The 25,922-nt window shown below is 32.4% G+C and carries 26 protein-coding genes and 1 pseudogene; 14 read left to right on the forward strand and 13 right to left on the reverse strand.

Going from position 1 to position 25,922, the window contains the following annotated elements:
• The first annotated feature begins 1 nt into the window (after position 1).
• Entirely contained in the window at positions 2-1,276 is a 1,275-nt protein-coding gene (sucB, locus tag M1D64_RS06865; protein WP_326005800.1) for a dihydrolipoyllysine-residue succinyltransferase, read from the forward strand.
• Between the two features lie 294 nt (positions 1,277-1,570).
• On the forward strand, positions 1,571-1,732 hold the full coding sequence (locus M1D64_RS06870; RefSeq protein ID WP_228480997.1) for a hypothetical protein: 162 nt from the start codon (positions 1,571-1,573) through the stop codon (positions 1,730-1,732).
• A 336-nt stretch (positions 1,733-2,068) separates the two neighbouring features.
• Here M1D64_RS06870 and M1D64_RS06875 read toward each other — a convergent pair whose 3' ends face one another.
• The gene (locus tag M1D64_RS06875) at positions 2,069-2,617 is read right to left on the reverse strand and encodes a helix-turn-helix domain-containing protein (RefSeq protein ID WP_480977431.1); all 549 of its coding nucleotides are present in this window, start codon (positions 2,615-2,617) and stop codon (positions 2,069-2,071) included.
• 111 nt (positions 2,618-2,728) lie between these two features.
• On the opposite strand from M1D64_RS06875, the gene M1D64_RS06880 reads away from it, so the two are divergent.
• From M1D64_RS06880 to M1D64_RS06895, 4 genes and pseudogenes are all read left to right on the forward strand, one after another.
• Positions 2,729-3,316: a LysE family translocator gene (locus tag M1D64_RS06880; protein ID WP_228160924.1), complete on the forward strand. Its 588-nt coding sequence runs from the start codon at positions 2,729-2,731 to the stop codon at positions 3,314-3,316.
• A gap of 238 nt (positions 3,317-3,554) precedes the next feature.
• Positions 3,555-4,010 (forward strand): Gfo/Idh/MocA family oxidoreductase, encoded by a 456-nt coding sequence (locus M1D64_RS06885; protein ID WP_480977432.1) that lies wholly within the window; start codon positions 3,555-3,557, stop codon positions 4,008-4,010.
• Between the two features lie 176 nt (positions 4,011-4,186).
• Positions 4,187-4,744 (forward strand): annotated as a pseudogene (locus M1D64_RS06890) (dihydrofolate reductase family protein).
• Positions 4,745-4,764: 20 nt separating this feature from the next.
• Complete coding sequence (locus M1D64_RS06895) at positions 4,765-5,247, forward strand: ATP-binding cassette domain-containing protein (protein ID WP_228482877.1); 483 nt, start codon at positions 4,765-4,767, stop codon at positions 5,245-5,247.
• A 1,138-nt stretch (positions 5,248-6,385) separates the two neighbouring features.
• Here M1D64_RS06895 and M1D64_RS06900 read toward each other — a convergent pair.
• The gene (locus tag M1D64_RS06900; protein WP_041080683.1) at positions 6,386-6,586 is read right to left on the reverse strand and encodes a hypothetical protein; all 201 of its coding nucleotides are present in this window, start codon (positions 6,584-6,586) and stop codon (positions 6,386-6,388) included.
• A 217-nt stretch (positions 6,587-6,803) separates the two neighbouring features.
• Here M1D64_RS06900 and M1D64_RS06905 point away from each other — a divergent pair, with 217 nt between their 5' ends.
• The 6 genes from M1D64_RS06905 to M1D64_RS06930 all read left to right on the forward strand — a co-directional run bounded on the left by M1D64_RS06905 (position 6,804) and on the right by M1D64_RS06930 (position 14,011).
• Positions 6,804-7,616, forward strand: a complete 813-nt coding sequence (locus M1D64_RS06905) for a VOC family protein (RefSeq protein ID WP_480977433.1) — start codon at positions 6,804-6,806, stop codon at positions 7,614-7,616.
• Positions 7,617-7,630: 14 nt separating this feature from the next.
• Positions 7,631-7,834: a DUF6501 family protein gene (locus M1D64_RS06910; RefSeq protein ID WP_002483310.1), complete on the forward strand. Its 204-nt coding sequence runs from the start codon at positions 7,631-7,633 to the stop codon at positions 7,832-7,834.
• Positions 7,835-7,988: 154 nt separating this feature from the next.
• Positions 7,989-8,780, forward strand: coding sequence for an ATP-binding protein (locus tag M1D64_RS06915; protein WP_041080685.1), 792 nt, complete (start codon positions 7,989-7,991; stop codon positions 8,778-8,780).
• 12 nt (positions 8,781-8,792) lie between these two features.
• Positions 8,793-10,685: a vWA domain-containing protein gene (locus M1D64_RS06920; protein WP_480977434.1), complete on the forward strand. Its 1,893-nt coding sequence runs from the start codon at positions 8,793-8,795 to the stop codon at positions 10,683-10,685.
• Positions 10,686-10,807: 122 nt separating this feature from the next.
• On the forward strand, positions 10,808-12,151 hold the full coding sequence (gene brnQ3 / locus M1D64_RS06925; protein WP_002483313.1) for a branched-chain amino acid-like transporter carrier protein BrnQ3: 1,344 nt from the start codon (positions 10,808-10,810) through the stop codon (positions 12,149-12,151).
• Positions 12,152-12,379: 228 nt separating this feature from the next.
• Positions 12,380-14,011 (forward strand): BCCT family transporter, encoded by a 1,632-nt coding sequence (locus M1D64_RS06930; RefSeq protein ID WP_069821984.1) that lies wholly within the window; start codon positions 12,380-12,382, stop codon positions 14,009-14,011.
• A gap of 49 nt (positions 14,012-14,060) precedes the next feature.
• On the opposite strand, the gene M1D64_RS06935 is transcribed toward M1D64_RS06930, so the two are convergent.
• Genes M1D64_RS06935 through M1D64_RS06945 form a run of 3 tightly spaced genes read right to left on the reverse strand, consistent with a single transcriptional unit; the run spans position 14,061 to position 16,132 of the window.
• A complete protein-coding gene (locus M1D64_RS06935; protein ID WP_002483315.1) occupies positions 14,061-15,194 on the reverse strand; it encodes a toxic anion resistance protein in 1,134 nt (377 codons plus the stop codon).
• A 34-nt stretch (positions 15,195-15,228) separates the two neighbouring features.
• Positions 15,229-15,849 (reverse strand): 5-bromo-4-chloroindolyl phosphate hydrolysis family protein, encoded by a 621-nt coding sequence (locus tag M1D64_RS06940; RefSeq protein WP_002483316.1) that lies wholly within the window; start codon positions 15,847-15,849, stop codon positions 15,229-15,231.
• 13 nt (positions 15,850-15,862) lie between these two features.
• Positions 15,863-16,132: an acylphosphatase gene (locus tag M1D64_RS06945; RefSeq protein ID WP_037538434.1), complete on the reverse strand. Its 270-nt coding sequence runs from the start codon at positions 16,130-16,132 to the stop codon at positions 15,863-15,865.
• Between the two features lie 347 nt (positions 16,133-16,479).
• On the opposite strand from M1D64_RS06945, the gene msaA reads away from it, so the two are divergent.
• Positions 16,480-16,788, forward strand: coding sequence for a regulatory protein MsaA (msaA, locus tag M1D64_RS06950; RefSeq protein ID WP_002483318.1), 309 nt, complete (start codon positions 16,480-16,482; stop codon positions 16,786-16,788).
• Positions 16,789-16,975: 187 nt separating this feature from the next.
• Positions 16,976-17,176, forward strand: a complete 201-nt coding sequence (gene cspA, locus M1D64_RS06955; RefSeq protein WP_001831260.1) for a cold shock protein CspA — start codon at positions 16,976-16,978, stop codon at positions 17,174-17,176.
• A gap of 341 nt (positions 17,177-17,517) precedes the next feature.
• Here cspA and lysA read toward each other — a convergent pair whose 3' ends face one another.
• The 8 genes from lysA to M1D64_RS06995 all read right to left on the reverse strand — a co-directional run bounded on the left by lysA (position 17,518) and on the right by M1D64_RS06995 (position 25,891).
• A complete protein-coding gene (gene lysA, locus M1D64_RS06960) occupies positions 17,518-18,783 on the reverse strand; it encodes a diaminopimelate decarboxylase (protein ID WP_069821983.1) in 1,266 nt (421 codons plus the stop codon).
• A 3-nt stretch (positions 18,784-18,786) separates the two neighbouring features.
• On the reverse strand, positions 18,787-19,860 hold the full coding sequence (locus tag M1D64_RS06965) for an alanine racemase (RefSeq protein ID WP_480977435.1): 1,074 nt from the start codon (positions 19,858-19,860) through the stop codon (positions 18,787-18,789).
• A complete protein-coding gene (locus tag M1D64_RS06970; protein ID WP_041080545.1) occupies positions 19,857-21,014 on the reverse strand; it encodes a M20 metallopeptidase family protein in 1,158 nt (385 codons plus the stop codon). The genes M1D64_RS06965 and M1D64_RS06970 overlap by 4 nt, the downstream gene beginning before the upstream one ends.
• Before the next feature lie 278 nt (positions 21,015-21,292).
• Positions 21,293-22,012, reverse strand: coding sequence for a 2,3,4,5-tetrahydropyridine-2,6-dicarboxylate N-acetyltransferase (gene dapD, locus M1D64_RS06975; RefSeq protein WP_069821980.1), 720 nt, complete (start codon positions 22,010-22,012; stop codon positions 21,293-21,295).
• A gap of 22 nt (positions 22,013-22,034) precedes the next feature.
• On the reverse strand, positions 22,035-22,757 hold the full coding sequence (gene dapB / locus M1D64_RS06980) for a 4-hydroxy-tetrahydrodipicolinate reductase (RefSeq protein ID WP_041080544.1): 723 nt from the start codon (positions 22,755-22,757) through the stop codon (positions 22,035-22,037).
• Positions 22,754-23,641: a 4-hydroxy-tetrahydrodipicolinate synthase gene (gene dapA / locus M1D64_RS06985; RefSeq protein ID WP_002483324.1), complete on the reverse strand. Its 888-nt coding sequence runs from the start codon at positions 23,639-23,641 to the stop codon at positions 22,754-22,756. Before dapA ends, dapB begins: the two co-directional genes overlap by 4 nt.
• A 1-nt stretch (position 23,642) precedes the next feature.
• Positions 23,643-24,632: an aspartate-semialdehyde dehydrogenase gene (locus tag M1D64_RS06990; RefSeq protein ID WP_002483325.1), complete on the reverse strand. Its 990-nt coding sequence runs from the start codon at positions 24,630-24,632 to the stop codon at positions 23,643-23,645.
• 50 nt (positions 24,633-24,682) lie between these two features.
• Positions 24,683-25,891: an aspartate kinase gene (locus M1D64_RS06995; RefSeq protein ID WP_164548945.1), complete on the reverse strand. Its 1,209-nt coding sequence runs from the start codon at positions 25,889-25,891 to the stop codon at positions 24,683-24,685.
• Positions 25,892-25,922: the final 31 nt, after the last annotated feature.

Raw genomic sequence — 25,922 nt, forward strand, 5'->3', positions numbered from 1 at the left:
CATGCCAGAGGTAAAAGTTCCAGAATTAGCAGAATCCATAACAGAAGGTACCATTGCAGAATGGTTAAAACAAGTCGGTGATAGCGTTGATAAAGGCGAAGCTATCGTTGAATTAGAAACGGACAAAGTTAACGTTGAAGTCGTTTCAGAAGAAGCTGGTGTACTTCAAGAATTATTAGCAAATGAAGGCGATACGGTTGAAGTAGGCCAAGCTATTGCAGTTGTAGGTGAAGGCAGTGGTAATAACACTTCAGAAGCACCTGCGAAACAAGAAGCACCTAAACAAGAAACTGAAACATCTACAGACGACAAATCAGCGCAACCAGCTGAATCAACTAGCAATGATGCAGATGATAAATCACAAGATAATAACCAACGCGTTAATGCAACACCATCTGCACGTAAATACGCACGCGAAAAAGGTATTGATTTATCTGAAATAGCTGCAGCTTCAAATGATGTAGTTAGAAAAGAACATGTTGATCAAAGCCAAACTCAAACAAGCACTCAACAACAAGCACAACCGGCTCCTAAAGAAGAAATGAAAAAACCAACACAACAAAATCCATCAAAACCTGTAATCAGAGAAAAAATGTCTCGTCGTAAGAAAACAGCAGCGAAAAAATTATTAGAAGTTTCTAATAACACAGCTATGTTAACTACATTTAATGAAATTGACATGACAAATGTTATGGATTTACGTAAACGTAAAAAAGAACAATTTATTAAAGATCACGACGGTACTAAACTTGGTTTCATGTCATTCTTCACAAAAGCTGCAGTTGCTGCATTGAAGAAATATCCTGAAGTCAATGCTGAAATTGATGGAGACGATATGATTACTAAACAATATTATGATATTGGAGTTGCCGTATCTACAGAAGATGGTTTACTTGTACCTTTCGTCAGAGATTGCGATAAGAAAAACTTTGCTGAAATCGAAGATGAAATTGGCAACTTAGCGAAGAAAGCACGCGACAAAAAACTTGGTTTAGACGACATGGTTAATGGATCATTCACGATTACCAACGGCGGTATCTTTGGTTCAATGATGTCTACACCAATTATCAATGGTAGCCAAGCTGCAATTCTAGGTATGCACTCAATTATTACGCGTCCAATTGCTATCGATGCAGATACAATTGAAAATCGCCCAATGATGTATATTGCATTAAGCTATGATCATAGAATTATCGATGGTAAAGAAGCAGTAGGATTCTTAAAAACAATCAAAGAATTAATTGAAAACCCAGAAGATTTACTATTAGAATCTTAATCCACAACACAAAATAGTTTACTAACACTAATACAGCGGCGTTTAACGTCGTTGTATTTTTTATGTATTTATGCATTTTTGAAATACACACGGGATCTCTCCTAAATTATGAGTCCTTTGATTTACTAGCTTGTATTTTGTGACAAAAAACAGGCATATTACAACAGTTATGAAATAAAATCAAACACTTAGCAAAAAATAAATCGCTTACATTATAAAATGATATAATATATTTGATATAAATAATTAAGTAGAGAAGATGGAATGATTTTGAAAAAATTATTATTCGCAACTTTGGCTACAAGCGATCCTTTAGGTGGATCTATTGATAGTCTCCTAGGTGCTATGGCTAGTTCAGCCTTAGACATAAGTAAGGGTGTTTATATAAATATGAAATCTGTAAAAAATGCCGCTGGTAATTACGTGTTTCAAGGTACTAATTGGGGTTATCAATAAAAAAGAGGTGATTTTATGACTCTTAAAAATTCATTGAGGTTCGGTATAATTATGGCATTAGTTATGTGTACAATGTTTTATATTTTCCCGATGCCTGAAACATTAGTAGGGAGAATAGTACTTTGTCTGATAATAGTTGGTGTTGGTTTATTACTATCGTATTTTATATTAGGAAAAGAGAATATGAAAAAGAAATGATTTTTAATCGTTTAATAAATTAAATATCAGCATTATAAACACGTCGATATGAGAATCATTAATCTTAAGAGTACATTTTTATATTCTATAAAACAAAGGCCTCGATTCCACATTTTAGTGGTGTCGATGCCTTTATTATTAATAATGTATAACCATATTTATACGAATCGTTGCATCATGGTTATTAGCATAATTGTGAAACATATTCGCATTAAACTTTATTGATTCATTTTCTTTAATGATAAATTGCTCATCTGCTAATGTTAGCGTCAATGTGCCATCAAATACGGTTATGTATTCCATAGTGCCAGATCCATGTGGTTCGCCGCTCATAGTCCCTCCAGGCTCAATAAGCACCATATAGCTTTCGAATTTTTTCTCAATATCAAATTTAAAATACGGATAAATTTGATATTTATTATCTTCTGATGCTAAAGGTTGAATATCATTCAAAGTGATCTTTCTAATGATTTCATCATTTTCTTGAGTAAGCTCAGTAAATGACACTTTTAGACCATTAGCTATTTTCCAAAGTGTCGTAATGGATGGTATAGATTCTTTACGTTCAATTTGTCCTAGCATCGTTTTACTTACTTCAGTAAGATACGATAAATGTTCCAGTGAATATCCATTTTGTTTTCTATAGAGTTTTAAATTTTCAGCAATAATATTATTGATTTCTTTCATTCTTTAAACACCTCTATTTACAATATAACGTACATAAAGTATACTTTAAAGTAAAAACGCTATAACGCATTTAAAAACTTTATAACGTTTTTCACGATAGGGGGGAGTGCGTTGTTACTACTCAACATGCTGATTTATGCTGTTGTAGCAAGCTTTACACCAGGTCCAAACAATATTATGGCCTTGTTTTTCTCGCAAAATTTAACCTTTAAAAAAGCATTTCGTTTTTCATTAGGTGTTGGATTTGGTTTTTTAGCTTTACTGTGTTTATCCAACATTTTTAATGAATCACTCAATACAGTTTTTCCTAAAATTGAAATATACATGAAAATTTTTGCTTTTATTTATCTTTTATATTTAGCTTATAAAGTATTAATAAGTTCAATCGGTGGGCCAAAAAAATCCTTTGATGAAAAATATAGTAATATAAAATATGCAATGATACTTCAATTTATTAATCCAAAAGGTGTAATTTATGCATTAACAGTTATCTCAACTTTTGTGACACCTAATTATTCCACTTGGATAGTGCAATTGAATTTAGTAATTTTATTGGCTTTTATTGGCTTTCTAGGTACTTTAAGTTGGGCTGCAATAGGTACGCTCTTAAAAGAATGGATTACCAAACATGAATTACTATTTAATATTATTATGTCATGCCTGTTAATTTATGTAGCTTTTAGCATTGTTCTACATTAATTTACGGAAACTGAGATGTGTAATGCATTTGCTTTCATCACATCTCCTTAAATTGTTAGTCTTTTATCACCACAATAAATACCATTCTAATTACAGGTGACAGATATCGTCATAATGCTTTTAAGCATCATGACGTTAAATGTCGCTGATAATATTTTCTTGAACTACAACCATAAGATGTTTTAAATCTTCTGTAGAAATTAGAATAATCACTAAAACCACTCATGCATTAGATTTAATGCAACTTTTATGTGGAAAAATTGCATCAATCAAAGGCACTGTTTCTCAGTTACTGGACTACGATATTGAAGTAGAAGATACTGCCTCTGCACATATCAAGTTTGAAAACAAAGCAAATGGTATGTTCTTTGCTACAAATGCGAATTTCGGAAATTCAAGTGTTGAATTACAGATTATCTTTGAAAATGAAAAATTTACAATCAAAGATAATATACTTACTCGTGTTAATGAAGCGGGCGAAAAGATAAAAATTGCTGAAGATGAAAAAATGACCGGTAACAAAACGTATTACGGGCCAAGTCACGGAAAATTAATTAATGCCTTTTATGACTGCATCAATAATGATAGTAATAACTACGTTCATCCAAAGGATGCATTAACTTCTATCGCTATGATTGATGCCATACAGAAATTATCAGAATCACTTAAAACAGTACAATTCGACAGTATTTAATACCTCAAAATTTTCTATGGTAGTATCGTCCTTAAGTGACGATGCTACCATTTTTTATTCATCGATGTTGGTTTAATATATTTAAAACGTTGCAATTAAATGTACACACTTTAATTGATATTTGAAAAGCACTTCCATTACACTTGATATAATCTTATCGAAATGAGGGTGTTTACATGAATAACAACTCCAAAATCATATTAGATTTAGCTGTTACTTTAGATGGTTTAATTGAAGGACCAAATGGAGAAATTGATTGGTGTATCATGGAGTCTGAGATGAATTTCACTGCATTTTTAAACTAAATTGACGCTATCATTTATGGTCGTAAAAGCTATGACTTATGGGGATCGTATACGCCTGATGATGAACAAGAAAACGATGATCAATTGATGTGGCAATTAATTCATAGCAAAAATAAATATGTATTTACCAACCAAACACGTTTCAACCATGACCAAACACAATTTATTAAACCTAAGGACATGTATACAACAGTGAATGACATCAAATCACAACAACAAAAAGATATATGGTTGTATGGTGGTTCGGAGCTCATTACGTCATTTATTAAACACGACCTCATAGATGAATATCGGCTATCCATCCATCCCGTTGTACTAGGGACAGGTAAACCACTCTTTGAAAATATCCATAAACAACTTAATCTATCACACATACAAACAAACACATTTAAAAGTGGTGTTGTTCAATTGATATATAGTAAAGATTAATATAAAAAGGAATGATAAGTTTGAATGTAGCAGTCAATGCGAAAAATGTTTCCTTAAAGCTTAATAATAAATATATTGTTTCTAATCTTTCTTTTGAAATACCAAAAGGTTCCATTACGTTAATCAAGGGCGACAATGGTATAGGAAAAAGTGTTACATTAAAATTAATAGCACAATTAATACGACCAACAAAAGGTAAGATTCAGACTAACGGTCGTATTGCCTATGCGCCTGATAAATTTCCAAATAATTTAAAAATAAAAGTCCATACATTTTTAGAAACGATACAAAACTTAAATAATAACTATGACCATAATTGGAAATATTATAGTAAATCATTTAATTTATCTTCATTTGAAAAAGATAAATTAAACCAAATTTCAAAAGGGACATTGCAAAAAATAAATATCATACAAGCATTGTTATCAAATGGAGAAATACTTATTTTTGATGAACCATTTAATGGCTTGGATAAAAAAACAGAGAGTAACTTTATTTCTTAATTAAAAAAACTGTCAAAAACAAAAACAATTATTTTGACTTCTCATGAAAGCAATATCGTTCAATCATTTGCAACACATGAATTAAATTTGCATAACGGCAAATTTAAGACAATAAATACAAACCCTAAATTTAAAGCTATTACATTTTTGACTTCTAAAAATGCATCTATCAATTTTCCTCAAGTATTAGTTCAGAAAATACATAATCAAATTAATATTAATAATAATTCAATAAAAATATACATAGATAGAAATGATACAAATATTATTTTGAATAACTTAATCAAGCATAATTATAAAATACTAGAAGTGAAGGACGAGTAGTATATTACTAACATTTTTAAAATATGAAAATATTAAATTTATTAAATCATTTCAATTCATTGCACCTATATTTTTATATTTAATCTGGGTCGTTGGTATTTATATATACACAGACATTCCTATTTTATCTAGTTATGGATCGACTTCAGTAGGCCTATATATCATTTCAACTTGGCTGACTATAACTAATTTCAAAACTGATTCTATTAATGAACGGTATGTATTTTATATTCAATTATCTTCAAAACTCAAGTATTTAATTTTTAAAATGACTTACATATTTCTTATAGTATTTACGCTAAACATCATATCTCTATTTTATCCAATATTACTTGGTAATTTTGATAAATCAATGACACTCAATTTATTTTTCATAGGATTAATCATCCACATACTTATGGGGGGATTTGGTATTTTGTTAGGTACTTACATAACAAATACAAATATTATTTTTAAACCTTACTGGTGGCTGATTACTGTATTTTTCATTATTGTGTCATTAATCAAAATAATAATTGTTAATAACCTTCCTTTTACAAAATGGATATTATGGATACTACCACCGATCAATAATTTATTATCTTATTTAACAGAGGATTCAATACAAATATATGACCTTAACTTTCTTGTACTAGTGTTAATTTCATTTGCTTACCAATTTATTGCTTTTTGCCCCTTAATATATTTATATAAAAAAAAATAATAGAATGAAAATAGCCCATCGCTCACTTAAACAAGTAATCGATGGGCTATTTTCATGCTTAATCAATTTCATAAAGCTAAGCCTTAATTTAACAATATGAAATTTAAGTATTTACGCTATATATACAAATAATTCTATAATGGCAATAATTAAAAAGACCAAGAATACTATGCCATATATATTATTCTTCTTAACACTTTTAGCGTTGGCATTTTTTTCTTTCGCTTTACTATTTAAATTAGAAAAGAAAGTGATGCCAGAATAAACAGCAATAAGTACCGTTATTGCAAAAACAATCCATACACCAGTCATATTTCTACCTCCTATATATCATATTCCATCTATTTTTTAATCTTTCATTAAAAATTTTAAATACGTTATATATCTATATTAATACATATTTTAAAAACGTCCAATGTATAATCTTAAAAATTCATAAAACGTTCTTTACTAACAAACATCATCATATTAATCACATTAAAAATACGTTATAATAAATTGAAAAGTGATAAATAAAGGGGTTAATATAATGAATGGTCTAAGAAGTGTAACAACCGGGACAGATAATTTAGAAAAAACTAAGACTTTATTTAAAGACATACTTGGATTAAATGTTGCTGATAAAGGCAATGCTTTACGTTTTGGAGACGCTGAACTCACTTCTGGGACACGTATTCATTTTGTAGAAATTCCAAAATATCAAAATGATTATAATCATATTGAAAATATTGGTTTGAGAATTCCAAGTGATGAAGGTCTAGATGAGTATAAAACCATATTAGATCAGCATCATATTGAGCATAGTGAAGTAACAGATTTGAATGGACATAACTATTTTGAATTTCAAGATCAAAATAAACAGTCTTTTAATATTTATTCAAATGAACATAATATAGGTGCACCTTTAGGTATGCCTACATTTGATAGCACTGTTAGCCCACTACATCAAATTCAAGGGTTAGGTCCTGTTTTACTTAAGGTCAATGAATTATTATTAACTCAATCTATTTTAGATAAAGTATTCGGTTTAACACACTTTGCTGAATATGCACCACATCCAGATGCGGATTATAAAGTACAAGTATTTCGTATAGGAGAAGGTGGTTTAGGTGGAGAATTGCATTTATATGCTTCCTCCGAAGAGATTAAAATGCCTGAACATGGTATCGTTGAACAAATTGAATTCGCTACAGAGTCTAAGGCACAGTTCCAGAATGCATTACAACAACTAGAATCTATAGGCATTCCTTATCAATCATTAGATCAAGATGGCGAAAAATCTCTTAGAATTAGTGAAAAAAGTGGTATCACTTTCATATTAACATTAGAAATCAAAGAATAAGCGAGGTATATATTATGTTACATGAAACTTGGAAAAATAATACACCTATAAAGAAAGTAGAAGTCGTACATACAGATGCACAAAAATTTACTGTTTCTGATATGTTAACAATTGGTAAGCAGTATGATGTTATCAATGAAACTGAAGAATATTATCAAATTATAGATAACTCTGGACTTGTCGGTGGTTATTATAAAGATTATTTTAAAGAAGTTTAAACTGAATACTGTACGCAGAACACTGTTTGCGTATTTATAATACTTTTCTAATAAGACTAGGGCAAACGAACGATTAACGATTCATGCCCCAGTCTATTTTTATTGATTGAAAAACTAACTATTTTATCCATTTTAAAAAGGAGATTATAAAGTGATGGCAAATACCAATTATATTAATAGAGATGAAACTGTATTCAATGATGCGCAATCATTAATGCAACTTAATAAAAATATATTACTAAAAGGACCGACTGGATCAGGAAAAACAAAATTAGCTGAAACATTAAGTGAGACAATGAATAGACCTATGCACCAAATTAATTGTTCCGTTGATTTAGATGCAGAAAGTCTTCTCGGGTTTAAAACAATACAAACAAACGAAAATGGGTCACAAGAAATAGTATTTATTGATGGGCCCGTCATAAAAGCTATGAAGGAAGGTCATATTCTTTATATAGATGAAATTAATATGGCCAAACCCGAAACGTTACCTATATTAAATGGTGTATTAGATTATCGTAGAAAATTAACTAATCCATTTACAGGTGAAATCGTTAATGCAGCACCTGGATTTAATGTGATCGCAGCTATCAACGTAGGTTATATTGGTACATTACCAATGAATGAAGCATTAAAAAACCGTTTCGTTGTTATTCAAGTAGATTATATTGATGGAGATATTTTGAGTGATGTAATCAAACAACAAAGCCAACTCAGTGATGACATAATGATTCAAAAAATCATTAAATTCAATGAAGATTTGCGTACAATGACAAAACAAGGTCAAATTTCTGAAGAAGCGGCAAGTATAAGAGCATTAATAGATCTAAGTGATTTAGCTACGATTATGCCTATCGAACGTGCAATACAACGTACAATTATAGACAAACTAGAAGATGAACGTGAGCAACAAGCTATTTTAAATGCAGTAGAATTAAATTTTTAGTGAGGGATAATCATGAGTGATCGTTTTATAAAATTTAATGATGAACAATTAGACGCTAAGCAAGTCATGATGCTTCAAGATTTAGCCCGACTTTTATTAAAAAATGATCAAACACAAGTAAAAATACAAAAATTTCCATATTATGATCCAATAAACAATACCCTAATTACAAGTTCATTTTGGTCACATAGAGATATAGCAATAGAAACTACAGGATTGAAGACCGATGTCATGCTTGCTGCTTATGGTTATCAAATGATGGATGAACAAATCGTTAATGAAGTGATTCATAATACAACATTTCAACATCCAAAATTTTTCCAACAACTATTCAAATTACTTGAAGATCAACGTATTTTAAATGCCATTGCAAGACAACGTCCATCGATTCAACCCGCTATTCAAATGCGTAAAGAGGTACGGTTAAATTATACGAAAACACAAATTAAAGTATATAAAACTAAAACCACTTTCACTGACTTACTATTTTTACATTTAGAAGCATCTTTTATAACTGAAAATTTTTATGATATTCCTCAAATCCATCCACATATTGACGATATTTTAAACAATATGTATATGTATTTGCATAATTTTTTCTATAATCAATCGTCTGAAGACAATATGTATTTAGCAGAAAGAATCATGTATCAAATTGATGACATATTAAAAGAAGATATGTTAAATGAGTATTATCACTTACCTAAAAAAGTATACGAAGCGATTGAGGCACTCAAATTCGAAGACTTAACAAGAACTGATGCCAGTAATTCAGATGGCAAATCAGAAGAGCAAAGTGATGACAATACAGTTAGTGAAGACATGGAATCTAACCATCAAGATAGTGCTTCTCAAGGTGGTGCCTATTTAGAAATGGAATTACATGAAGGTGAAAATAGTGAAGTCATGGGGGACAATGATAACGCACGCGAAGGTGATACAAGCGATGATATGACTGACATGCAAACCAAAAAAGGGAAAGGCCTAACCAATAATCAAATCGATGACGATGAGGGCGGTTCAGTCGGACAAAATCAAGCTTTTGCATTAAAAGGCATCAATGAGCGAGTTGAAATTAAATGGAATATACCAGATATTGAACCACAATATGTACAAGCATACAAAAACGTTGAATCAGATGTTCAATTTGAAATAAAAGATTTAATACAAATCATCCAGAAGACCATAGACAGAGAACATGTTGATGAGCGACATAATTTAACTAAAGGCAGACTGCAAAAGAATTTATTAAATTGGTTCATTGATGACCAATACAAATTATTCTATAAAAAACAAGACTTAAGTCAATCTTTCGATGCTACTTTCACGCTACTTATTGATGCTTCAGCAAGTATGCAAGATAAAATGGAAGAAACAATCAAAGGGGTTGTCCTTTTTCATGAAACCTTAAAATCTTTAAATGTCAAACACGAGATTCTAGCCTTTAATGAAGATGCCTTTGATGCTGACGATGCTAACCAACCAAATATTATTGATGAAATCATTTCTTATGATCATTCAACATTAGAAAAAGATGGGCCAAGAATTATGGCGCTTGAACCGCAAGATGATAATAGGGACGGTGTCGCTATTAGAGTTGGAAGTGAGCGTCTAATGCGTCGCTCACATAATCAAAGATTTTTAATTGTATTTTCAGATGGTGAACCGTCTGCCTATAATTATAGTCAAGATGGTATCTTAGATACTTATGAAGCTGTTGAGATGTCTCGTAAAATGGGTATCGAAGTGTTTAATGTTTTCCTTAGTCAAGAACCTATTACAGAAGACATTGAACAAACAATCCATAATATCTATGGTCAATATGCTTTATTTGTTGAAGGTGTTGAAAATTTACCTGCACAATTGTCACCATTATTAAAAAAACTGTTGTTAAAGTCTTTTTAATAAAACAAATAGTTATAAATGGCTTTTATATTTTTAAATATTCTGAAATTTATATAGACGTTATCTAATCAAACATGATAGAATAGATAATATTATTTTATTGGTTAGAAGGAGAACGACATATGAATAAAAATACATGGATTATAGGTTTCACACTATTTGCAATGTTTTTTGGTGCAGGGAACCTCATTTTTCCACCAAACTTAGGCTTAGACAGTGGGCAATATTTCTGGCCATCCATACTCGCATTTGCATTAACAGGTATTGGATTACCTCTGTTAGGTGTTATTGTAGGTGCATTGGATAAACAAGGTTACATTGGTTCATTAAATAAAATTTCACCTAAATTTTCAATCATATTTTTAATTATTATATATCTTACAATCGGACCACTATTTGCAATTCCACGTACTGCATCTACTTCATTCGAAATGACAGTTACGCCAATAGCAAATACGAATAGTAATTTAGCACTATTTATTTTCACAGTTATTTATTTCTTAATTGTTTTATATTTATGTATTAATCCTAGCAGAATGGTTGATCGAATTGGATCATTATTAACACCGTTACTATTGATCACTATCTTAGCAATGATTGTTAAAGGATTCGTTGATTACGGTAGTAATTCACATAGCCAAGCAACTGATGCTTTCACATCAAACTTCAGTGGTTTTTCACAAGGATTTACGAACGGATATTTAACAATGGATGCGATTGCTGCGATTGCTTTTTCAATGATTGTTGTAAATGCAGTAAAAGCAACGGGTGTCACACATGCAAATAAAATATTCAAACAAACATTGATGGCTGGTATTATTGCTGCCGTAGCACTTATGTTTATTTACATATCATTAGGCTACATCGGCAATCATATGGCAGTTTCTCAAGAAAAAATCGCGAGTTTGACTGCAAATGATCAAAATATCGGTACCTATTTATTAACTACAATGGCAAGTGTTGGATTTGGAACTTTTGGTAAATATTTATTAGGCATTATTGTTGCTCTTGCTTGTTTAACTACAGCTTGTGGTTTAGTCGTAGCAGTATCAGAGTATTTCCATAGAATTTTCCCAAGAATTTCATACAAAATTTACGTAATTATTTTCACATTAATTAGTTTTATCTTAGCTAATCAAGGCTTAAACTCTGTCATTACAATGTCTGTACCTGTATTGAGTATTGTTTATCCTATTGCGATTACATCCGTACTACTTATTTTATTAGCTCGTTTTGTACCAACAAAACCCATTGCACAACAAATACCAGTCGCTATCGTTTCTATTGTATCAATCCTCAGTGTGATCCATACACAAGGTTGGATAAAATTAAGCTTCATTGATAGTTTACCGTTAAAATCATATTCATTAGAATGGTTCCCAATCGCGATTGTAACTACAATTATTGGATATATTGTAGCGGCAATGGTTAAAAAACAAAAACCGATTGTGTATGAAAAAGAATAACTATAATCATCTCTAAAACAAAATATAAATTTTCAAAGAAGATTCCAATTATTTTCGGAATCTTCTTTTACTATTATAAAGCTATTTTTAAATATTTTTATAATTATAGAATCAAATTATTTTAAATGCCCAATTGATTACTTTTCAAAAGTAAGCTATACTCTTTACTTCAAGTGTTTCGTCATAATTAAACTTTTTAACATTTTGGTCTAAAGCAATGTAAATCGTTTGAAAAAGAAAACACGTAACATAGAGGAGTCGAATAATATTAAATATTCTCAATGGAAAGAAAAACTAGATTGGCCAGTATTTTTAATAAGCGGGGGCATACTTGTCTTATTTGTACTGATGTCATCAATATTCACTAAGACAACATCAACATTAGTTCAAAAAGGATTTCAGCTTTCAATTACATATTTTGGTGCTTTTTGGCAAGTTTTACTGCTAGCTACTTTTGCTGTTGGAGCATTTTTAGCTTTTTCCAAATACGGACGCGTAAGATTAGGTAATGCCTCTAAACCTGAAATGGGTTATTTCAGATGGGCTGCTATTGTAATAACATCTGGTTTAGGAGCTGGTGCGATTTTTTGGGCAGCAGCGGAACCAATGTATTATTTTATAGATGTACCGCCAACAATGGATCCAAATATTAAAAATAGCAGTACTCAAGCCATTCCGGCTGCCATGGCACAAAGCTTTACATCCTGGGGATTCACAGCATGGGCAGTTTATGGTGCAGTCAGTGGCATTATTATTATGTATGCACACTACAATAAAAACATGAAAATGCGTCCACGTACGCTGTTGTATCCAATCTTTGGAAGTAAAATTGAAAAGAATAAAATTGGATGGATGATCGATGTATTTTGTATTTTAGGTGCAGTTGCAGGTACAATTGGCACAATCGGCTTCTTTGGTTTCCAATTTAGTTATTGGTTACATAGTATATTTGGTATCCCAGATAATATTATCACCCAAATTTTATCTGTAGCTGGTTTAATGGTCGTTGTTACAATTTCTGCCACGACAGGTATTGATAAAGGGATACAGTTTTTAAGTAAACTTAATGTATGGCTTGCTTTAGCACTTGCCGTATTTATTTTATTAATAGGGCCTGGCCGTTTTATTATTGATACATTCATTTCTTCTTACGGCGTATATCTTACTCACTTTTTAGAAATTAGTACATTCAGAGGAGATGACAAATGGGCTGGAGCATGGATGTTATTCTTTTTCGGCTGGTTTATTGGTTACGGGCCATTAATGGGCATGTTAGTTGCACGTGTTTCAAAAGGGCGTACAATCAGAGAGATATTCTTACTCGTTTCTATAGTAGCTGCTGTTGTGTCGCACTTATGGTTCTCCATACTTGGTGGTAGTGGCCTCTTTTACGAAACTAAAGATAGTGGGGCGATTAGTAACCCGTTAGCTGATAATGGACTGCCAGCAGCAGTTATATCAATCGCATCACATCTACCATTAGGTACTGCACTGGTCATTGTATTATTATTACTAACTTTAATTTTCGTAATCACAACTGCGGATACGATGTCATTCTCAATATCTATGTCAGTAACTGGAGAGGGAGATCCACCTAAAATGATTAGGCTCTTCTGGGTAGTCATTATGGGTGTTATTTCTATTATCTTGATAAATATTGGTGAGGGTAGTATTAACGCTATTCAATCATTTATCATCATCACCGCCGTTCCCATATCAATCATTATGTTACCGGCTATATGGACAGCACCAAAAATTGCGCATAAATTAGCTGTTGAACAAAAAATCACTACTGAAAATAAACAAGATCATACTAAAGATAACATTTTAGAAGAAAGATCTTCAGATAATAAGCACTAAAAAACACGGAATTACTTATCACAGTAATTCCGTGTTTTTATATACTTAATTATTTATTTTCTTTCATATCTAACAATTGATTTTGTAATTCTGTTTCAAGTTCATTTAATTCTGATTCAGCCTGTTTACGTTTCGTACGGCCTTGTTCTTGAATTTGTAACGTTTGTTCAATCGTTTCAATGATATCTTTTTGCGTTGTTTTCAATGTTTCAATATCCACAACTCCGCGCTCATTTTCAGTAGCAGTTGCTAGAGCATTTTGTTTCAACAGCTCGGAATTTTTTAGTAATAAATCATTTGTAGTATCCGTAACTGCTTTTTGAGCAGAAACCGCATTACGTTGTCTCATTAATGTCAGTGCGATAGACATTTGATTCTTCCATAATGGAATACTCGTTAATATTGAACTTTGAATTTTTTCTGCAAGTGCTTGATTCACATTTTGTATCATTCGTATTTGTGGGGCAGTTTGTATAGCAATTTGTCTTGATAGTTGTAAATCATAAATACGCTTATCTAAACGATCAACAAATTGTTCCATATCAGAAGCAGCTTGCACATCCATTTGATTTCCCGTAGATTTCGCTTGTTCTCTCAATTTAGGGATTTCATCTTGTTGCAAAACGTATTGCTTGTGTTTAGCAGCTTCTATATATAATGATAACTCATCAAAATAGTCTTTATTCATATCATACAATTCATCCAACATATCTATATCTTTTTTTAAATTGTTTTTATGTTTATCTAGTTCAATTGAGATACGATCAATTTGTGAACCGACAGATTGCATTTTTGAAAATATCTCATTAACTGATGCCTTTGTTCGTTTAAAAATACGCTTCAGCTTGGATTGGTTTTCCGGATTTAATTCTTCTGGATTGACCGATTTTAATTTACTCATTAATCCGTTTAATGAGTCACCTACAGGTCCCACATCTGTAGTTTTGACTTCATTTAAAATTCGGTGTGAGAATTGTGACATATTCGATTGCGCTTCGGTACCATAATTTAACAAACCATCATTATCCATTGGTTTAATTTGTTTGCTCAATTTATCAATTTTTTGTTGATCTTCATGAGAAAACTGACTTGAACTTTTTATAATTTCAGACCCATTTGCTGAGTTTTCATCAATATACTTATCCAATGGATGCGAATTAATTGAGTCTTGCTCTCTAGCCATAAAATTCCACTCCATTCTGCCTTTAATTATCTATTTATTTGTTGCGTTTCTGCTCAATTTTATTCAATTCCATTTCAATATCTAGCTGGCTATAATCTTCGTCATTAATCCTTCTTAAATCAGCAACCAAAGTTCGTTTCACTTCATCTAATGTGATGCGCGTTTGTTCTAATTTTTGTTTTTCTTCTTTAGATTTTTTAGGTGATTTAGATAATCTCGTATAAGCTTCAATTAAATTTAAAGCATTATCTATATGAGAGTAAAAGAAACTCTCCACCTTGAAAAATGACCCTGGTCGCTGTTTAACAGCAAAATATATTGCACGGGATAAACGATATATCTCGTTGACTTGTTTAAAATCTTTAATCGATCTAACATTCACAAATGTTTTAAATATTCTTCTAATTTTATCCTGAGCATTATTTAATTGACCATTTACAAAATGATAATCTCGACGAGACAAACCAATTTCTCTTAGATACTTTCTAGAAGTTAAACGTTGGGTAGGAAAGTAAAATACAATAAATGTTGCAGCAGCTACTAACACATCGAAAATAAAATATATATCTAATGCAAAGATACTAGCAAACCAAGCAATAACTGCTGCTGGTAAAGCAATAATTGTCCCAAAAATACGAGAAATATTATATCTCAAAATTCATCTTCCTTTATATCGTTCTAAATTTTTTCAATGATTGATCATAATCTAATGCTTCTATTGTGTAATCTTCAACATGTGATGCTGGAGAGGCACCTTCTGTAACAGCGTTAATAAATTCAGTTAAGGATGGCTCATTACCTTGAGCATAAATATCAACATAATTATCAATATTTTCAACAGTACCAACTATATTGTGTTTTTGTGCTATTTTTTCTGTATAATAACGAAAACCTACGCCTTGTACCATTCCAAATACTTTAATATGTTTACGTTGCATAAAATCACCTCTTAATAACATTATACGAAATTTCACTCTACAAAACTAATATTTACGTTTATAATCCAGTTGTATATAGGCCAAAAGTATGAGACAGATAACTTGATTTTGTCGCTTAACTCGTTAGAATATTACACATAGGCAAAAATTGTACGTCTCTGAATTTAAATAATGAATTCTATATTTAGTCTTATTCATATTCTATTTATAAACATGGGGGATTTTTATTTAGAGTGAATGTATCATACAACATACATATGTATATCCAATTTGCACTATAAGTCTAAAAGGTATGCATTATAATACCAAAAATTCATTTTAGACTAATTGTGAAAGGGTGAAATAAAATGTGGACAGTTGCAAAAATTCGAGCTGATTATGAAGGCTGGTGGTTATTTAGTGACTGGACTGATCAAATCGTGGAACAGCATAATTTCGAGACTTATGAAGCAATGATGGCTTTTTATAATGCTTTAATTTTAAAAAGTAAACGCCACTATGATAATTACTTAGTCGGCAAATACAATATACATGCATTTTATAATAATTGTGAATTAGGATTTTGTGAAGATTGTGATGAAGATTTACAAATATTCTATAGTTATATTGTTTTAAATAATAATGAAGTTTATTATAATTTACCTAATATTGAATAAACAGTTTATTCATATTAGTCTTGCAATTTACTAAAAAATGCTTTATAATATTAGTCAAGCAATTGTTTTATTCCATATTGCAAAGAATATTGTACGAGTAATTTTTTATAATACTGTGTCATTGTATTTTTTGTAATATGCGAATAACGCATATTGAATGAATATTAGTCTTGGAGGTTTCACATTTATGAAACAAGGTACAGTAAAATGGTTTAACGCTGAAAAAGGTTTTGGTTTTATCGAAGTTGAAGGAGAAAACGACGTATTCGTACACTTCTCAGCAATTAACCAAGAAGGTTATAAATCATTAGAAGAAGGTCAATCAGTTGAATTTGAAGTAGTTGAAGGCGACCGCGGTCCTCAAGCTGCAAACGTTGTAAAACTATAATATAGATGCAATATTGACTTATCTAAAGAACCTTGTTAAAGGTTCTTTTTTTTATAGAGCCCCTTATCTCTTTATGAGATTAGGGGCTCTTAATGCATGCGAAACTGCATGTATACCACTTTATCCCTTATCTCTTTATGAGATTAGGGGCTCTTAATGCATGCGAAACCGCATGTATACCACTTTATCCCTTATCTCTTTATGAGATTAGGGGCTCTTAATGCATGCGAAACTGCATGTATACCACTATATACTTTATCTAATATCTTAATGCATATATCTACACTATAGGACAATAAAAGGTGACTGAGCGCCTTTTCAGAGACACAGCCACCTTTGGATTATTTAGTATCATTGATAATTAATTGACGTAATGATTGACGTTTAATAACTTCTCTTGCTTTACCATCTTTTAAGAAAAACACAGACGGTTTCTGCATTTGATTATAATTAGATGCCATAGAATAATGGTATGCACCAGTTGAAAGTATCGCTAGATAATCTCCACGCTTCACTGTGCTTGGTAATTGGGCATCTTTTATGATAATATCGCCAGATTCACATAACTTACCAGCGATTGTTACTGTTTCGTCTTTAGGATCATTTCTATTAACTAATAAGGCCTCGTATTTTGCATCATAAAGCGCTGTTCTAATATGGTCGCTCATACCACCATCAATGGAAACATACTTATTGACCTGAGGAATTTCCTTGATTGTTCCAACTTCATATAAAGTAATACCTGCTTCACCAACAATTGAACGACCTGGTTCGATACCAATCTCTGGTACCGGATAATCTGCATCTTCGGCAATTGATTTAATAGCAGCAGTAATCTCTGCGATGCCTTCTTCGATAGGGAAACTTACATCACCCTCAACATATTTAATGCTAAAGCCACCGCCTAAGTTAATTAAATCAACTTTGATATCATTTGCTTTCAACCAATTAATCACAATATTAGCAGTTTCAACCATAGCCTCTGTGCCTTCAATTTGAGATCCAACATGGAAATGAACACCTTTGAGGTTTAATTTTTGAGTATCTCGCACTTTTTCAATACCTTGAATAGCTAAGCCGTGCTTAATTGATAAGCCAAATTTACTATCTTCTTGGCCTGTTTGTATAAATTCATGCGTATGGGCTTCAACGCCAGGATTCAATCTTAAAACAACATCAATTTCTTCACTTGCATATCGCTCAATCAGATCGATTTCCTCTAATGAATCAATAACAATGTAACCAACTTTGCTTTCTAAAGCATATTGAATTTCATGTTTTGTTTTGTTGTTACCGTGAAAATGAATATGTTTTGGATCGAAACCAGCTTCTAATGCTGTATATAATTCTCCTTCAGACACTACATCTAATTCAAGTCCTTCTTCTTGTACTAATTTAACCATTTGTAAACATGTGAATGCTTTTGATGCATATGAAATATTGTATGCTAATCCACTTTGTTTGAACGCTTCATGATAACGTCTCATTTGGTTTCTAATTTGTACTTCATCATATACAAAAGTAGGGGTCCCAAAACTTTGCGCTATCGTTTTTAGACTTGTGCCTCCCATTGTAAGTTCGCCATTGCTATTATATTCTACTACCATAATTTATCTATACTCCTTTATTAATGAGTCGTGATTCATTGCACTTAATTGTTCTGAATTAGCGCCAACGCCTTTAAAAGTAAATTCATCGACACGTATATGGTTATTATATAGTATCACTTCATCTTGTGCATTGACACTGTCATCAACTTCTACAAACATATGACTCATCATAAGCGCACGAATAGGGTAGCGCTTATGATTTATCAAAGCCTCATGTTGTGCTCTTGCTTTGAGTATACCATCACCATAACCAACATCAACGACTGCCAATTTTGTGTTATTTTTTGTCGCTTCAAAAACAAAACTGTAACCACAAAATTCTCCCGCATTGACTTCACGCACTTGTATGACATTACCTTTAACTGTTAGCGATTGCTGTATGTCTGATTCATTGATTGTACTATAGGGTCTAGAACCATACAATGCAATACCAATACGCGCATGCGTATGGTTAGGTAATACACCTTGCTCACGATAGTAGCTTGCACTATTCTGTGCATGTATCATCTCAAATTCATATCCTTCATCAAGTAGCGTATCTACAATCTCTAACCACGCGGCACGCTCTAAATTATAATCTGGAACATCAAATTCATCTGCGTATCCAAAATGCGTCCACAAACCACTAATGTGCATTTTATGTTCATTTTTATTCTGATTATGATGGTGAATGACTTCTTTAATTTCATCAAGTGTCTTTAAACCTGAACGATGTAATAAATTTTCATATTCCAAGTGAACTTGTATGTCATATAATTCGTTAATATTTTCATAATAAAAAGAAAGGGAAGGCAAAGTCATTTGAATCTGATTCTCACGTATCTTATCAAATTCATAAACTGCATTCATCAAAAATATAGTAGCATTTGGCGCTAATTTGCGAATTCGAATTGCTTCTTTAAGTGATGTGGTACTAAATGTATTTATCCCTATATCTAAAAACTGTTCTACTGCAAATTCAAGTCCATAATGGTACGCATTATTTTTTACTACTGCCATTATTTGGTTATCTTGTTTAACATTTTTAGCGTTTTCTTTAAATAATTGTCGGTTTACTGACCATGTGGCTGTCATTGCGATTGTACCTCACTATAAGATTTGAGTATTTGTTCATAGTAATCTGCAATACGTATTAATATAGATTCATTAAAGTTTAAATGAGAAGTGTGTAAACCAGTCACGTATCCTTTTGCTTCATCTCGAACTCCAACAAATACAAAATAGCTTGGTGCAATTTGACTATAGAAACTAAAGTCTTCACCAAATAAGTAAGGTGTAGGTTTATCAATCACTTCAAACTCAGCATTTACTAATCCATTTTCAACATGTTTGCGTAATTGAGGATCATTAAAAGTAGGAGGGTAACCTTCTTCAAATTTCACTTCACACTCGACATTAAATAATAATTTAACGCTTTCGCTAATTTTCGTCATTTGCTGTTTTACAATCTCTAAATCTTTCACATCATATGTTCTAATAGTACCTTCTAAATAGCCGTTACTTGGAACCGTATTTATGGCTTCACCAGCTTCAAAATGTCCCATATGGACAATGTTTCGTTTCAATCCATTTAAATGATATTGCTGTATCTGTCCTACTTGAGTCAATACATGTTGTAATGCCTCACCGCATGAATGCCCTTGCTCTTTATCAGCAACATGACTTGAAAGACCATGCAAATAGAATCTATACTCTGTAGCACTTGCTGTAATTTCTTCATCTCTAATCACAACACGGCCTTCATTTTCAAATGGCATGACATGTATACCAAAAACTGCTTCAATAGGATATTTTTCAAATGCACCAGCACGTATTAAACGATTCGCGCCACCTCCAGTTTCTTCTGCAGGTTGAAATATGAAGACGATATTTTGAGGAAGTTCGCCCTTATCAGCTAAATTTTTACATCGTTTAACAAATAGCATAAGGGCAGTTGTATGGCCATCATGTCCACAAGCATGCATAACATGATCTACTTCACTTCGGTAGGATACGTCATTTTCTTCGTAAATCGGTAATGCATCTATATCAGCACGATATGCAATCGTATGTGTACTATTTCCAGATAAATAGGCGATAACGCCTGTATCTAATGGACGCTCATATGGCACACCTAAATCATCTAAAAAATGCGCAATATACTTTGTTGTTTCATATTCATGTAAACTTAATTCTGGATGCTTATGTAAATAACGTCTATGTTCTGTTACAAATTCCAACTCAGTCATCGATATCAAATCCTTTAAATTATTATATTAATTACACTAAATAAGCATAATTGTTAGTTTGCTATGTATTATGTATTTAATTTATAAAAATAGGAGGATAGACAAACTTATCGAAACAAAGCGTAGTTTAACACTTAGCAATAGATAAGGGGAGACATCATAGTAAAATAAATATTGTCTCGTCTAAACCTCCTATATTCAACAAAATAATTCCGTATCATTTTGTGTAAAATACATACGGTAATATATAACTTGTATAAGTTTATATACTTAGTACTCTAGTCGTTTAATTTTCTTAGTGCCGAAACGATTTCACGTTTTGAATCTTCGACTTCAGTTGTTTGTTTAATCACTTTTGCTGGCGTACCAGCTACAACTGCGCCTGCGGGTACATCTTGAGTAACAATGGCACCAGCAGCGACAATGGCACCGGCACCGACACGCACACCTTCAAGAATGACTGCATTAGCACCAATAAGTACGTCATCTTCAATAATAACAGGTGAAGCACTTGGTGGTTCGATTACACCAGCTAAAACTGAACCAGCACCGACATGTACATTTTTACCTGTTGTAGCACGTCCGCCTAATGTAGCATTCATATCAACCATTGTGCCTTCTCCAACAACAGCACCAATATTAATTGTTGCACCCATCATGATTACAGCACCATCTTCAATAATGGCTTGTTCACGAATAAATGCACCAGGTTCAATACGTGCATTCGTATTTGTTAAATCTTTCAATGGAATAGCTGAGTTGCGTCGATCCATTTCAACTTCAATTTCATCAATAACTGATTGATTAGACTCATAAAATGGTTTCCAATCATCTGCTTCACAAAAAATAACTTTGGAATCAGATGAACCAAATACTTTAAAATCACTTGGGAAAGTAATGTTTTCAAAATCACCATTGATGTAGACTTTTAATGGTGTAGATTTTTTTGCATCACTTATATATTGAATAATTTCTTCTGCCGTTAAATGTTGTACCATAATTAAATTCGCTCCTTAGGGTTTATAAGTTATCAAATGTATAATAACCATTTTTATTTTGTACTAGTTTTTCTGCTGCGCCAATCGCACCGTTGGCAAATATATCTTTAGATTGTGCGCGGTGTGTAATTTCAATTGTTTCATCCGTACCTGCAAAAAGCACATCATGTTCTCCAACAATCGTGCCGCCACGAATAGAATGAATACCTATTTCATCTTGGGTACGTTTTTCAGTCGTTTCATGTCTATCATATACAGGCGTTGTAGTCTCACGTAAAGACTCAATAGCATCATATAATTTCACTAATGTACCACTCGGTGCATCAACTTTTTTATTATGATGTGCTTCTGTAAGTTCAATATCAAAATCTTGCAAGAGCGGTACAGCTGCTTCTAAGATTTTTGTAAGTGCATGTACACCATAACTCATATTCGCACTGAAAAACACTGGCATATCTGTACTCAACGCTTTTAATTTATCTATGATTTGTTCTTTCTCACCCGTTGTAGCAATGACAACTGGTAAATTAAAGTCTTCTTCTAATAATGGTAAGAGTAGTTCAGGATTTGAAAAGTCAATAGCAACATCCGCTTCTGTAGCCTCTGAAATATGTTCAAAAGTAGGGTAGGGATAGTGCTTTTCACTGTTTCTCACAATAACCCCAACGATTTCGTGATTTTTCTCTTCTGCTAACCTTGCTACGCGTTGATTCATAGCACCATATCCAATCAATAAAATCTTCATGAATTTCCACCTGCTTTAAATTGTTCGTAAGCTTGTTCTAATTTTTGGCGATCACTGTCTTCAAGTGTAACAAGTGGTAAGCGTACTTCATAGTTACCAAATCCTTCAACTGCTGTTAATGCTTTTACAGGAATAGGGTTAACATCTACTGCTAACGCATCTAATAACGTTTGAATAGGCTGGAATTGAGACTGTATGTTTTCGTCATTTTGTTTTGCATCATATAAAGATTGGAAAGCATTTGGAATAACATTGGCAACCACCGAGATAACACCGTGACCACCTTGATTGAAATAATCAACAATATTATCGTCGTTGCCACTATATAAAGCAAACTCATCTAAATTAAGGCGTTGTTTTAAGTCTTCTAAGTAATCAAAATCATTTGTCGCATCTTTTAATGCAACGATATACTCATTTTCACTTAAAGTTTCCACTGTTTCTGCATCGATTGTCATATTAGTACGTGACGGTACATTATATAATACAACAGGCAATTTCACTGCATCTGCAATTGTTGTAAAGTGGGCAATTAAACCTCTTTGATTTGTCTTGTTATAGTATGGTGTAATAAGCATAATCGCATCAGCACCAATTTCTCTTGCACGCACAGAAGCTTGAATAGACTTTTGAGTATTATTCGTACCAGTACCTGCAATGACAGGCACACGACCATCAACAACATTGACAACGACTTCTAAAATTTGATCCTTCTCTTCATCAGTTAATGTTGGATTCTCAGCTGTAGTACCATTGACTACGATTGATTTGGCATTATTATCTAGTAAATATTTCACATGTCTTCTCAATGCATCAAAGTCAACTTCATTGTGTGTAAATGGTGTTGCTAGTGCAACACCTACACCTTCAAATATATGTCCCATATTATTTTACTCCTTTCAAGCTCATAACTTGTTCAAGTATTTGTACTGCATTTAATGCTGCACCTTTTAATAAGTTGTCAGAAGTACACCATACATGGAAAGTATTGTCTAAGCTATCGTCACGACGAATGCGTCCAACAAAGATTTCATCTCTACCAGTTGAATGAATTGCTAATGGATATTCATTGTTTTGAGGATTATCTACAAGTACAACACGATCATCTTTTTCAAATAACTCTTGAATGGCTGAAACTGTTGCTTCTTTTTCTAATGTTACACTCATGTGTACACTATGACTGTCTTGTACAGGTACACGGACGCAAGTAGCTGTTACCTTTAAATGATCATCTTGTAAAATTTTACGTGTTTCATCAATCATTTTTTGTTCTTCTTTTGTATACCCATCTTCGAGAAAAGTATCTATATGTGGTAACACATTATTATAAATAGGGTGAGGGTATGCCTCTGGCGCTTTACCATTTGCTCCTTCAGCTAAATCTTGTTTACCTTTCACTCCTGAACCAGATACTGCTTGATAAGTTGTATATGCAACACGTTTTAATCCAAATGCTTCTTGTAATGGTTTAAGTGGCACGACAGATTGAATCGTAGAACAGTTTGGATTGGCAATGATTTTTCTATCTAATTTAGGTTCATTCACTTCTGGTACTATTAAATCAATACCTTCAGTCATTCTCCATTGACTAGAGTTGTCAATCACGATAGCTCCTGCTTGTTCGAAAATAGGGGAATAATGTTCACTTGTACTACCACCCGCACTCATTAATACATAATCAAAAGGTTCGCTAGCTGCTTCATCAGTCAATTCACGTACTGTGTATGTTTTACCTTGAAATTCAATTTGTTCTCCCGCTGATCGCGCTGAAGAGAATAATACTAACTCATCAAAGGCAATGCCTTTTCTATCTACTGTTTCTAACATTTTTCTTCCTACTAATCCTGTTGCACCTGCAATAGCTAATCTAGTCATATACAAAACACTCCATTTTTTATTAGTTGATTTTAAAAAGTTTTGAAAATTCAGATATCAAAAGCTTGATATAAAGTCTGTACAGCACGTTCACCGTTTTCAGCATCGATGACACATGAAATACTAATTTCCGATGTTGTCGTTTGATAAAATGAGATATCATTTTCAATTAAAGTAATAAATGCTTTTGAAGCTACACCAGACATATCTCTCATACCTGAACCTATTAAAGAAATTTTAACGTATTCTTCATTAATTCTGAAGTCCAAGGCACTAAAGTCTTCTTTTAAAGTTTCCAGTATAGATGAAATTTGTGCAACATCCGTATCTTTAATTGTAAAAGACATTTGTAAGCCTTCTAAATTAACAATTTGAGATATCATATCTACATTTACAGAACCATCTTCTAATTGACTGAATAATTTTGTGAGTAATTTATTATCTGGTAAGGGGTAACTAATTGTAACATGCATCATATGTGTATCTAATGCAACACCTGTGACGGCTTTCTTTTCTAAAATTTCTGTTTGTGGCATAATCCATGTTCCTTTCACATTTGATAAAGTTCTACCTAAATATAGGGGAATGTTATAATTATTTGCTAATTCAACACTTCTTGTTTCTAATACGCCTGCACCTAAAGCACTCATTTCCATCATTTCTTCATACGATACATAATCGAGTCGCTTCGCATCTTTATATAGGCGAGGATCTGTAGCATAAACACCATCCACATCTGTATAAATTTCACAAGGCGTATGATTACTCGCAGCTAATGCAACAGCAGTCGTATCAGAACCTCCACGTCCTAAAGTCGTTACTTCTAAATCATCATTAACACCTTGGAAACCAGCCACAACAAGCACGTCATTTTCTTCAAATGCTTGTTCAAATGTTTCAGGATTAATTTCAGCTATACGACTTTTCAAATGGTGCCCAACCGTTTTGATACCAGCTTGATAACCTGTCATAGCTTTAGCTCGAACGCCAATGTCATTCAAAACCATCGATAAGTATGAAACGGTTTGTTGTTCACCAGTTGTGAGTAATAGCGCTAATTCTTGATCCTTTGGACTAGTGGTTAATGTAGATACATTTGCCATTAACTCATCGGTCGTTTTACCCATAGCACTTACTACGACAATAAGTTGTTCTCCTTGTGCAATTCTCAAACTTAACATCTCAGCTATATTTTTAATTTTAGTAAAATCACTAACTGAAGAACCACCAAATTTCAAAACACTTCTTTCCAAATTCATATCCTCCTCGTTGAATAGGGGAGAATCACAG

The sequence above is a fragment of the Staphylococcus sp. Z5-21 genome, from assembly GCF_056529615.1.